Here is an 11,785-nt window from a genome sequence, read left to right as displayed (position 1 = left end):
ATTACGCGGTCACCCGCACACCCGGCGCCCCGGCATGCATCGCGCCCACCACGGCGGCGTGTCCGAATCCCTCCTTGCGGAAGATGCCCAGCACCGCGTCGACGGCATCGGGCGCACAAGACACCAGCAATCCTCCGCTGGTCTGCGGGTCCGTCAGCAGCGCCTGCTGGACGTGCGACACCCCGGTATCGACCGTGACGTCATGGCCATAGCTGGCCCAGTTGCGCCGCGAGGCGCCCGTGACTGCGCCCCCTTCCGCCAGCGCGGCCACGCCGGGCAGCAGCGGCACATGCGCCATGTCGATCGTGGCGCCCAGCCCGCTGCCACGGCAAACCTCCAGCAGATGGCCGAGCAGGCCAAAGCCGGTCACGTCGGTGATCGCATGCACGCCATCCAGCGCGCCAAGCGCCTTGCCCGGTGTGTTGAGCTGCGTGGTGCTGGCGATCATCTGCCGGTAGCCGTAGTCGTCGAGCGATTCCTTCTTGATCGCGGCGGAATAGACCCCCACGCCCAGCGGCTTGCCCAGTACCAGCACGTCGCCGGCCTGCGCGTCGCGATTGCGGCGGATGCGGTCGGGATGCACCAGGCCCATCACTACCAGCCCATAGATCGGCTCGACCGAGTCGATCGAATGGCCGCCCGCAATCGGAATGCCGGCCTCGGCGCAGATCGATTGGCCGCCTTCCAGGATCTTGCCGATGGTCTCGGGCGACAGCTTGTCGACGGGCATGCCCACCAGCGCCAGTGCCATGATTGGCGTGCCGCCCATCGCATAGACATCGGAAATCGCATTGGTGGCCGCGATGCGGCCGAAATCGTAGGGGTCGTCCACCACGGGCATGAAGAAGTCCGTGGTGGCCACCAGCGCCTGCGTATCGTTGAGCCGGTACACCGCCGCGTCATCGCTGGTCTCGATGCCCACCAGCAGCCCCGGCGGCGCCGGGAACTGCCGGGTGTTGCGCAGGATGTCGCCTAGCACGCCCGGCGCGATCTTGCAGCCGCAGCCGCCGCCGTGCGCCAGCGATGTCAGGCGCACTTCGCCGCCGTTGTGTTCGATCGATGTCGTCATCAGGCCACCCTCCGCGACGCGATGCGATAGCCGAACGCGGCCGGGTCGAGGCTGTCCAGCGTACCCGCCACGGTCTTCGCCTGCGGATACATCAGGAAGGGCACCGGCGCCATGCCGCTGTCGGGCAGACGCACGTCGTGGCCATGGTTGTAGGCGACCCAGTTGCCCTCCCAGGCGCCGAACAGCAGCGCGCGGGCGGCCCGGACCTTGCCGTCCGTCATCGGCAGGCCGCCTGGCACCTCTTCGAGCGCCACCTTGCGGACATCGGCCGGATCGGCGGGAATCCATCCATAGCCCGCGGCATGGAACTCGGCCCGGCAATGCTGCGCCCTGGAGATGTCGCCGGCCTTGCCGAGCGCGCGGAAGCCGCGCTGGGAATCGTCCACGCGGATGCCGTACGCATCGCGCGCCGGGATGCCGACCGCGCGCGTCAACGCCACGAACAGGCCGTTGATGTCCGCGCACTTGCCATTCATGACGCCGCCGGTCTTCAGCATCCTCACCACGTCGCCGGTGCCGCAGCCGCGTACGCTGGCGTCGCGGCAGGTATGGTCCACCACCCACTGGTAGATGGCCTGCGCGCGGCTCATGTCGTCGGTCAGCCCGGCGGTAATGCCCAGCGCTGTCTCGCGCACGATGCCATCGGTGGGCATCAGCTGCGTGGGCCGACGATACTCGGCCAGCGACGCAGCGGACTCAGCCGATTGCGCCGACCGCGCCGACCGTGCCGACGGCGCCCACTCGAGCGACGGTGCCGTGCCAAGATCGACATCGCGGTCGCGCAGCGCCACGGTGCTGGTGAGCCGCGCCGACAGCGGTGCGCCGTGCGTGGCGGTGGGCCAGTCGATGACCAGCATGTCCACGCCGTAGCGCCCGGTGCGCGCTGCCCGGGCCCGCGCGCCGGGTGCGATCCATTCGTTCGATACGGTGTGCTGATAGTCGCCGAGGTTCGGGGCGGGGACGGGCAGCCACACCGTGGCCGGCGCCGCGGCGGCCGGCAGGTGCACTTCGGTGGTCAGTTCGTAGACGCGCCAGCCGGCGGAGGCCGGATACGGATCGGCGGGGGAGGAGGGGGCTGAGGAGGGGGCGGAGAATGCCGGGCCGACGCCCGCGCCTATGGAAACCGGTACTGCGGCACCCAGCCGCAGGAATGCGCGTCTGTCCATGATGATTCCTCTGGATGAGAAGTTCGAGACTCGAAACATGCCCAACCGCTGCTTATGCATGGTAGGTCATGCGCGTGGCAACAGGGAAATCGGAGGGAAACCGGAGAGGAATGGCGGAAAGCAGCAGGAGTCGAACCTACCTGGGAACGTCTGGCGCCCCCAACCGGGTTTGAAGCCCGGCCGCATCACCGGATACGGATGCCTTCCCTTGCGGATCTATGACGGCGCTGGCCGGGCAGGCGTGGCCAGCGGACGCCATTCACTATCGGGGCGCAGCATGCGCGCATTGCCCACGCGGCGAGTGTATCCCGCGCGATCGAAGAACTCCAGAATCTGGATCGTGCGCTTGCGGCCCAGCCCCACGGCATCGCGAAACGCAATCACTTCCACATGACCCTGCGCCGCGGCCATCGTGCCGAACAGCCGCGCCAGCGTTTCGATGGCGGCTTCGGCATAGAACAGGTCGCGCACCACCTGATGCACGGTGCCCTGGCGCGCCAGTTTGCCTAGCACGTGGCGGACCTGTTCCTCGGGCGCGTTCAGCGCCACCGCATGCTCGCGCACCCAGGGCGGGTCGAACCCCCCCGCCGCCACCCGGGGCAGCAATTGGGCGCCCAGCGCCTGTTCGGCATCGGTGAAGGTGATGGCATGGCCCGGCAGGCGCATCCATCCGCCATGCCGTTCCACGGCACGTTGCTGCAGCAGCGTGTCGAGCAAGGCGGACCACAGCGCGTCGGGAATCGGCGCGCCGGCAAATGCCACCCGGCGCAGCGAACCGGCGCCCAGGCCGGGTTCGTCGGGCATGCGCGCATGGAACGCCGTCAGCGTGTCCAGCACGCCGGTGCGCAGCGCATCGAGATAGCGCGACAGGATCAGCGTCTCGCCGATGCGAAGAACGGCAGGCGGCAACGTCATGGCGCTGGCCGGCAGGCCCGTCAGGCGCACCAGCCGGGTCTCGGCCACGCCGTGCGGCGCATTGTCCAGCAGCGGCAGGATGCCGCAGCCGCCGAGCATCTGCTCCACTGCCAGCAGCCAGGCGAGACGCCCGGGCGCACGTCGATGCCGCTCGGGTGCCACGTTGTCGAGCACCACGCCGCCGCCCACCGTCTGCGTGGCCTGCGGATTGCGCAGGATGAAGTGGTCGCCGGCCACCGCGCAGACCGGCGCGGCGAACACGAGCTGGGCCAGCGCGGTGCCGCCTGGCTCCAGGGCTTCGCAGTCAAGCAGCACGGCATTGGCCATGCGATGCGCGGCGCCCAGATGTACGTGCAGCGGCGACCAGTGGCCGATGCGGGAACCGGCGCCCGGATGCAGCGTGAGCCGGACATCGATGCGCGTGACCGGCGCCATCAAGGCGGGGTCGACGATCCAGTCGCCGCGATGGATGTCCGCCTTGTCGATGCCGGCCAGGTTCAGCGCGCAACGCTGGCCCGCCAGGCCGGCCTCCGCCGGCCGGTTCTGGGCGTGGATGCTGCGCACGCGCGCGGGCAGGCCCGACGGCGCCACCTGCATCACATCGCCTACCGCCACCCGGCCGCCGAACACGGTGCCGGTGACGACAGTGCCATGGCCGCCCAGCGTGAACACGCGATCCACCGCCAGACGGAACAACCCGCCGGCGCCATGCGCGGGCGTATGCTGCGCGGTGTCCTGCAGCCACGCGCGCAGCGCCGCGACGCCGGGATCGGCATCGTCGGTGGCATTGAGCGGGAATACGTCGGCGCCAGCATAGGGAGTGCCCGCCAGCAGTGCCTCGATCTCGCCGCGCACGCTGGCCAGTTGCGTGGCGTCGGCCCGGTCGGCCTTCGTCAGTGCCACCACGGCGCGCGGCACGCCAAGTCGCTCGACGATGGTCAGGTGCTCGCGCGTCTGCGGCATGACGCCATCATCGGCGGCCACCACCAGCAGGGCCAGGTCGATGCCGCTGGCCCCGGCGGCCATCGTATGAATCAGGCGTTCGTGACCGGGCACGTCGATATAGCCCAGCACGTCGCCATCGGGCAGCGGCGTATAGGCATAGCCGAGTTCGATCGAGATGCCGCGCGCCTTCTCTTCCTTGAGCCGATCGGTATCGACGCCGGTCAGCGCGCGCACCAGCGTGGTCTTGCCGTGGTCGATATGTCCGGCCGTGCCGACGATCATGAGCGCAGCGCCTCCGCCAGCAGGGGCCACTGGGCCGAGAACGCAACTTCATCGGCGGTTTCCAGGCAGCGCAGGTCGAGCCAGAGCGCGTCTTCGCTGACGCGGCCGATCACGGGGCGCGGCAGCGCGCGCAGCGCGGCTTCCAGTTGCTGCAGACGCCGGCCGGTACGCTTGCCGGCGTCGCGCGGGCCGATGACCAGCCCGAAGCTGGCCAGTTGCCCGCCGGGCATCGCACCGCTGCCGATCTGGCTGACCATGGGAACGGCCGAAACCTGCCAGCCATCGCCCAGCGGCGCCTGGACCACGGGCCGCAGGCGCTCGGCCATGGCCGCCATCTCGCCGGCGGGCCGCGCCAGCAGGCGCAGCGTGGGCAGCGACTGCACCAGCGTGTCCGGATCGCGATACAGCTGCAGCACCGGCTCCAGCGCGGCGAGCGTGAGCTTGCCCACCCGCAGCGCGCGCTTGAGCGGGTTCTTCTTGATCTTCGCGACCAGGTCGGCACGTCCGACGATCAGGCCGGCCTGGGGGCCGCCCAGCAGTTTGTCGCCGCTGAACGTGACCAGGTCCGCGCCTGCGGCGATGGTCTCGCGCACCGTGGTCTCGCGTGGCAGGCCCCACTGGGTGAGGTCGCCCAGCGTGCCGCTGCCCAGATCCACCACCACGGGCAGGCCCAGCGGCTGCGCGATGCGCGCCACGTCGGCCACTTCCACGCTGCGCGTGAAGCCGGTGATCTCGTAGTTGCTGCAATGCACCTTCATCAGCAGCGCCGTACGCGCGCCAATGGCATCGGCGTAGTCATGCGGATGCGTGCGGTTGGTCGTGCCGATCTCCACCAGCTTGACCCCGGCGCGCTGCATGACATCGGGAATGCGGAAGGCGCCGCCGATTTCCACCAGTTCGCCGCGCGACACCACCACCTCGCGCCGCTGCGCCAGCGTGTTGAGCATCAGCAGCACGGCCGCCGCGTTGTTGTTGACCACCGTGGCGGCCTGCGCGCCGGTCAGTTCGCACAGCAGATCGGCGACCAGATCGTCGCGGTCGCCACGGCCGCCCGTGTCCAGATCGAATTCGAGATTGGCCGGCGTGGTCATGGCACGGACGACTGCCTGGACGGCGCTGTCGGGCAGCAGAGCGCGGCCGAGGTTGGTATGCAGCACCGTGCCGGTCAGGTTGAACACGGCGCGCAGGCGCGGCTGGGCGTCGCGCGCCAGCTGCGCGGCCAGGGCTTCGCACAGCGCGTCGTCGCCGATGGCCTGGCGCGCCAGCTGACCGGCCACGGCCTGGGCGCGCAGCGCGTCGAGCAGGCGGCGCAGCGCGCTGGTGGCCGGTGTGCGGCCGTAGCGTTCCAGCAGCGGCTGCAGGCCGGGCAGCCGCAGCACGCGGTCGACCGATGGAATGTCTGCGGGGCGGGCGGGCATCGACACGGTGTCGTTCATCCGCGCACCTCCGGCATCTCCACGCCGCCGTCATCGTCTTCGTCATCGGCCAGCCATAGCAGCGGGTTGCCGTTGGCGCGGCCGTAGCCGGCTTCGCCCATCATCACGTCAAGCGCCAGAGAGGCCAGGTCGTCGGCCAGCGGCTCGACCATCGGATCCTTCTCCATGTAGGCGATCTTGCGATAGTGATGGCATTGGCCGCAGGTCTCGGCCTTGAGCGCGTCGCCCTGGCCTTCGACGGCGTAGTAGCTGATGCCCTCGGTGGTTTCGCAATGGCTGCACTTGACGCGCACCATGTGCCATTCGGTGGCGCACAGGCCGCAGTGCAGATAGCGCAGCCCCTGGTAGCGCCCGCCGATGCGTACGATGCTGGCCACCGGTGGCGTGCCGCAGACCGGGCAGACCGTGTGGACGTCCAGCATCGGCATGTCCTGCTCGCGCAGCTGGCTGGCCAGCACGGTGCGGTCCAGCTGCAGCGCCGCCATCAGCAGCGGCGCGGTGGCGGTGTCGATGGGGCGGCCGCCGGCATGGCGCAGTCCCAGCAGCTCCTGCACGGCGTTGGCCAGCGCGTCGGCCGGCATCGCACGCAGAGTGGCCAGCGGGGCCGCGAGTTCGGGGCAGGTGTCAGCCAGCCGGCCGAACAGTGCGGCGGCGGCATGTGGCGCGCCGGCGTCCTGTGCGGGCAGCAGCGGCATGCAGTGCTCGCCCGCGCGGTGGATGGCTTCGGGGGAAAGGGGCGCGAGATCGGAAGACCCGGCGAGCGACTGCGCCACCACATGCTGCGCGTCGGCCACGGCGGCCATCAGCAGCAGGTACGGGCCGATCGGGTTGCCCGGCGCCAGCTGGCGTAGCCGCTGCGCCCGCGCGGCAAACACATCCGCGCGATCGGGCAGACGCACACGCGCGATGGCGATGTGGTCGATCGATTCGATTTCCGCCGGCTCCAGAATGCGCTGCACCATCAGTCGTCATCCCCTGGCAGTCCGGCGTGTCTGGCGTATCGGCCTACGCCACCGGCCCGCTATTTGTCGCCCGGCCGGAAGTTCTCCCGGAACCAGGTGCGATGATGTTTCCACGCCCAGCCGGGCGTGACCGTTCCGCGCGTCATGGCCTGCACGGAACCCTTGACCCATACGGCTGCATAGATGTGGACAATGATGCCGCAAATCAGCGCGAAGGCGCAAACGGCATGCACGACCGACGCCACCCGCAGGGCCCAGATCGGGAAGAACGCCGAGAAGTAGGTGCGCCAGATGACGATGCCGCTCAGCAGCAACAGCACCAGGCAGCCCACCATCAGGAAGAACAGCAGCTTCTGGCCGGCGTTGTAGCGGCCCACGTCGGGCAGGTTTTCCTCGTGGTTGGTCAGTACATCGCGTCCGTGGCGCAGCCATTCGCGGTCGCTCCATGTCATCAGGTTGTGATGCCAGAACTTCACGGCCAGGATCAGGAAGGCCAGGAACATCACCACGCCCAGGAACGGGTGAAGGATGCGCGTCCAGGTGCCGCCGCCGAACAGCGCGCTCATCCAGAACATCGACGGATGGAACAATGCCAGCCCGGACAGCGCCAGCAGCACGAACGTCAGCGCGACGATCCAGTGGTTGCTGCGTTCGCCGGCGGTGTAGCGGCGGATGGTTGCCTCGCGGCGCTTATCGATTCTCATCGCGGACCTCCTCGGGGGGCACCACTTCATCGGGCGTGCCGCGCGGCCTGGGGTTGTCCCGGCCCCAGCGCACGATCTCGTCCTCGGCCGCCGCTTCGTCCTCGGGGCCGGTCTCGTTCGGGCCCACGCGGATGTAGTGGAAGAAGCCGGCCAGCGCCGCGATGGCCATGCCGGCCACGGCCAGCGGCTTGGCCAGGCCCTTCCACAGGCTCACCAGCGGGCTGATATGCGGATCGTCAGGCAGGCCGTGGTACAGGCTCGGCTGGTCGGCGTGGTGCAGCACGTACATCACGTGGGTGCCCGACACCCCGGCCGGGTTGTACAGGCCGGCCTTCTCGAAGCCGCGCGATTTCAGGTCGACGATGCGTTCCTCGGCATGCTGGATCATGTCCGTCTTGGTGCCGAACACGATGGCGCCGGTCGGGCAGGTCTTCACGCAGGCCGGCTCCTGGCCCACGGCCACGCGGTCGGAGCACAGCGTGCACTTGTAGGCCTTGTGGTCCTGCTTGGAGATGCGCGGGATGTTGAACGGGCAGCCGGTGATGCAATAGCCGCAGCCGATGCAGTTTTCCTCGTGGAAGTCGACGATGCCGTTCGCGTACTGCACGATGGCGCCCGGTGCGGGGCAGGCCTTCAGGCAGCCAGGGTCCTCGCAGTGCATGCAGCCGTCCTTGCGGATCAGCCATTCGAGGTTGCCGTTGGGGTTTTCGTACTCGGAAAACCGCATCAGCGTCCACGTATGCTCGTCCAGGTCGGCCGGATTGTCATAGACGCCCACGTTGGTGCCCACATCGCCGCGCAGGTCGTTCCACTCCATGCACGCGGCCTGGCAGGCCTTGCAGCCGATGCACTTGGTGGTGTCGATCAGCTTGGCCACACTGCCCGTCACGGGCTCGCGCACGCTGGGCGACGGCGTGGTGGTGGCCGACCGGCGCACGATATCCAGGGACTGTAGTGCCATGTCGGTCTCCTATGCCCGTTCGACCTTGACCATGAACGACTTGAACTCGGGCGTCTGGGTGTTGCCGTCTCCCACGAACGGCGTCAGCGTGTTGGCCAGGAAGCCCGGCTTGGTCAGCCCGGTGAAGCCCCAGTGCAGCGGTATGCCCACCATGTGCACGGTCTTGCCGTCGATCCGGAACGGCTTGATCCGCTTGGTCACCAGCGCCACGGCGCGGATGTAGCCGCGCATCGACGTCACCTTGACGCGGTCGCCGGCCTTGACGCCTACCTGCTTCGCAAGCTCCTCGCCAATTTCCACGAACTGTTCCGGCTGCAGGATGGCGTTGATGCGCGCGTGCTTGGTCCAGTAGTGGAAGTGCTCGGTCAGGCGATACGTGGTGGCGATGACCGGGTAGGCATCGGGCTTGCCGAACTGCGCCCAGTCGTCCTTGAACACGCGCGCCGCCGGGTTGCTGATGACCTTGGAGTCCTTGCCGTTGAGCGGGTTGTAGCCCAGCGGGTTCTCGAACGGTTCGTAGTGCTCGGGGAACGGCCCCTCCACCATGGTCTGCCGCGCAAAGAACCGCGCCACGCCTTCGGCCTGCATGATGAACGGGCCCATGCCGTTGGCCGGGTCTTCGTCGAGCTTGAAGTCGGGCGTGTCGAAGCCGGTCCAGCTCTTGCCGTTCCAGGCGATCAGCTTGCGCGCCGGGTTGAACGGCTTGCCGCTCACGTCGCACGATGCGCGGTTGTACAGCACGCGGCGGTTGGCCGGCCAGGCCCACGACCAGTTCAGGTTCTGGCCGATGCCGGTGGGGTCGCTGTTGTCGCGCTTGGCCATCTGGTTGCCGGCCTGCGTCCATGACCCGCAGTAGATCCAGCAGCCGCTCATGGTGCTGCCGTCGGCCTGCAGCTCGCCAAAGCTGTTGAGCTGCTCGCCGGCCTTGCGCACCACCTTGGTCGGGTCCTTCGGGTCCACCAGGTCGGTCAGGGCCTTCCCGGAGTATTCCTTGGCCAGTTCCTCGGGCGTGGGCGAGTGCGGCACCGCATAGGGCCACCACAGGTTGACGATCGGATCGGGATACTTGCCGCCTTCCTTCTGGTACATCGCACGAATGCGCAGCCACAGCGCCGACATGATCTCGATGTCGCTGCGCGCCTCGCCCGGCGGATCGGCGCCCTGCCAGTGCCATTGCAGCCAGCGCGACGAATTGACCAGCGCGCCGTTTTCCTCGGCAAAGCAGGTGGTGGGCAGGCGGAACACCTCGGTCTGGATCGACTTCGAATCGACGTTGTTCGATTCGCCGTAATTTCGCCAGAATTCGCTGGTCTCGGTAGCCAGCGGGTCCATCACCACCATGAACTTGAGCTGGCTCAGGCCCTTCAGCAGCTTGGCCTTGTTGGGCGCCGCCGCCAGCGGGTTGAAGCCCTGCAGGATGTAGCCGTTGATGCGCCCGGCGTTCATCATCTCGAACACCTGCAGCATGTCGTACGGCTTGTCGAGCTTGGGCAGGTAGTCGAATGCCCAGTTGTTGTCCCTGGTGGCGGCCGGCCCCCACCAGGCCTTCATCAGGCTCACGTGGAACTTGCCGTAGTTCTGCCAGTAGCTGAGCTGGTTGGGCCGCAGCGGCTTGAACGAGCGGGCCTCGATGTACTTGTCGTAGTCCGCCTCGGGGTCCGACGGCAGCGTCAGGTAGCCCGGCAGCAGGTTGGTCATCAGGCCCAGGTCGGTCAGGCCCTGGATGTTCGAGTGCCCGCGCAGCGCGTTCATGCCGCCGCCGGCAATGCCGATATTGCCCAGCAGCAGCTGCACCATGGCGCCGGTGCGGATCATCTGGGAGCCGATCGAGTGCTGCGTCCAGCCCAGCGCGTACATGATCGTCATGGCGCGGTCGGGCGTGGCCGTCGAGGCCATCATCTCGCAGACCTTCAGGAACTTGTCCTGCGGCGTGCCGCAGACGCGTTCCACCATCTCGGGCGTATAGCGCGCGTAGTGGGCCTTCAGCAGGTTGTAGACGCAGCGCGGATGGGCCAGTGTGGGGTCGGTCTTCACGAAGCCGTCGTCGCCCGTTTCCCAGTCCCAGGTCTCCTTGAGGTAGTGGCGCTTCTCGGCGTCGTAGCCCGAGAAGATGCCGTCCTTGAACTGGTAGTCCTCGCGGACGATGAACGACATGTCCGTGTAGTTCTTCACGTACTCGTGCTGGATCTTGTCGTTTTCCAGCAGCCAGCGGATCACGCCGCCCAGGAACACGATGTCCGTGCCGGTGCGGATCTGCACGTAGTAGTCCGCCACCGATGCCGACCGCGTGAAGCGCGGGTCCACCACGATCAGCCGCGCCTTGTTGTGCGCCTTGGCCTCGGTGACCCACTTGAATCCGCACGGGTGTGCCTCGGCGGCATTGCCGCCCATGATCAGGATGACGTCCGCGTTCTTGATGTCGACCCAATGGTTCGTCATCGCGCCACGGCCAAACGTCGGGGCAAGACCTGCCACCGTCGGGCCGTGTCAGACACGTGCCTGGTTGTCGAATCCCAGCATGCCCAGACTGCGGACAGTCTTGTGCGTGATGTAGCCCACCTCGTTGCTGCTGGCGGACGCCGCCAGCATCGCGGTACTTAGCCAGCGGTTGACCGTGGTGCCCTGCTCGTTCTTCTCGATGAAGTTGGCGTCGCGGTCCTGCTTCATGAGCCTGGCGATGCGGTCCAGCGCGTCGTCCCAGGTCATGCGCTGCCACTTGTCGGAGCCCGGCGCGCGGTATTCGGGGTATTGCAGGCGGTTGGGACTATGAATGAAGTCGATCAGTCCGGCCCCCTTGGGGCACAGCGTGCCGCGGTTCACCGGGTGATCGGGGTCGCCCTCGATATGGATGATGCTGGCCTTTGCGTTCTTGGCGTTGTCGCCAAGGCTGTACATCAGCAGCCCACACGCCACCGAGCAGTAGGGACATGTATTGCGGGTCTCGGTGGTGCGCGCCAGCTTGTACGCCCGCACCTCCGCCAGCGCCACGTCGGGCGTGAACCCGATCAGCGCCAGACTCGACCCCGCCAGCGACGCTCCCGTGAACTTCAGGAACTGTCGGCGGTTCATCGTAACCATGGGTACACCTCCTGGGACCGGATCGACGACCGGTCATGGATATTCCGCGAGGACAAGGACGAGTATAGGCAATAGTGGCGTTTTCGCTATGTGCGGTGCGAAATTGTGACGACGGAGGCCGTCTGGCGCGCCACTTGGCGGGGCGTGCCGATAAGGCGGGCATGGAGCAAACGTGCGTTTGGCCCGGCCCGAAGGCCGGCACGAAAGTGCCGACCCCGTGTATCGGCCATGTATGGCAAAGATTACAAATCTGTTATTTGTCAATGC

General features: G+C 67.8%; 8 protein-coding genes and 1 tRNA gene. All 9 read right to left on the bottom strand.

Annotated features, from left to right (window positions below):
• Nucleotide 1 precedes the first annotated feature (1 nt).
• The 9 genes from selD to fdnG all read right to left on the bottom strand — a co-directional run bounded on the left by selD (nt 2) and on the right by fdnG (nt 11,518).
• A complete protein-coding gene (selD, locus tag BLQ58_RS10160; protein WP_092597238.1) occupies nt 2-1,069 on the bottom strand; it encodes a selenide, water dikinase SelD in 1,068 nt (355 codons plus the stop codon).
• On the bottom strand, nt 1,069-2,235 hold the full coding sequence (locus tag BLQ58_RS10155) for a transglutaminase-like domain-containing protein (protein WP_092597235.1): 1,167 nt from the start codon (nt 2,233-2,235) through the stop codon (nt 1,069-1,071). The genes selD and BLQ58_RS10155 overlap by 1 nt, the downstream gene beginning before the upstream one ends.
• Before the next feature lie 111 nt (nt 2,236-2,346).
• A tRNA-Sec gene (locus BLQ58_RS29085) sits at nt 2,347-2,442 on the bottom strand.
• A 9-nt stretch (nt 2,443-2,451) separates the two neighbouring features.
• Nucleotides 2,452-4,377 carry a selenocysteine-specific translation elongation factor gene (gene selB / locus BLQ58_RS10150; RefSeq protein WP_092597232.1) on the bottom strand — a complete coding sequence of 642 codons (1,926 nt, stop codon included), beginning with the start codon at nt 4,375-4,377 and terminating at the stop codon, nt 2,452-2,454.
• The gene (gene selA, locus BLQ58_RS10145; RefSeq protein ID WP_254775877.1) at nt 4,374-5,813 is read right to left on the bottom strand and encodes an L-seryl-tRNA(Sec) selenium transferase; all 1,440 of its coding nucleotides are present in this window, start codon (nt 5,811-5,813) and stop codon (nt 4,374-4,376) included. Before selA ends, selB begins: the two co-directional genes overlap by 4 nt.
• Nucleotides 5,810-6,775 carry a formate dehydrogenase accessory protein FdhE gene (gene fdhE / locus BLQ58_RS10140; protein WP_092597230.1) on the bottom strand — a complete coding sequence of 322 codons (966 nt, stop codon included), beginning with the start codon at nt 6,773-6,775 and terminating at the stop codon, nt 5,810-5,812. Before fdhE ends, selA begins: the two co-directional genes overlap by 4 nt.
• Nucleotides 6,776-6,834: 59 nt before the next feature.
• A complete protein-coding gene (locus BLQ58_RS10135) occupies nt 6,835-7,479 on the bottom strand; it encodes a formate dehydrogenase subunit gamma (RefSeq protein WP_029050958.1) in 645 nt (214 codons plus the stop codon).
• Nucleotides 7,466-8,440: a formate dehydrogenase subunit beta gene (gene fdxH, locus BLQ58_RS10130; RefSeq protein ID WP_092597227.1), complete on the bottom strand. Its 975-nt coding sequence runs from the start codon at nt 8,438-8,440 to the stop codon at nt 7,466-7,468. Before fdxH ends, BLQ58_RS10135 begins: the two co-directional genes overlap by 14 nt.
• 9 nt (nt 8,441-8,449) lie before the next feature.
• Nucleotides 8,450-11,518, bottom strand: a complete 3,069-nt coding sequence (gene fdnG, locus BLQ58_RS10125; protein WP_139186087.1) for a formate dehydrogenase-N subunit alpha — start codon at nt 11,516-11,518, stop codon at nt 8,450-8,452.
• Between the last annotated feature and the right edge of the window lie 267 nt (nt 11,519-11,785).

It is taken from the genome of Ralstonia sp. 25mfcol4.1, assembly GCF_900104095.1.
Lineage (GTDB): Bacteria > Pseudomonadota > Gammaproteobacteria > Burkholderiales > Burkholderiaceae > Cupriavidus.
The sequence above is the reverse complement of the archived record's forward strand: the minus strand, read 5'-3'. Positions and strand labels throughout refer to the sequence as shown.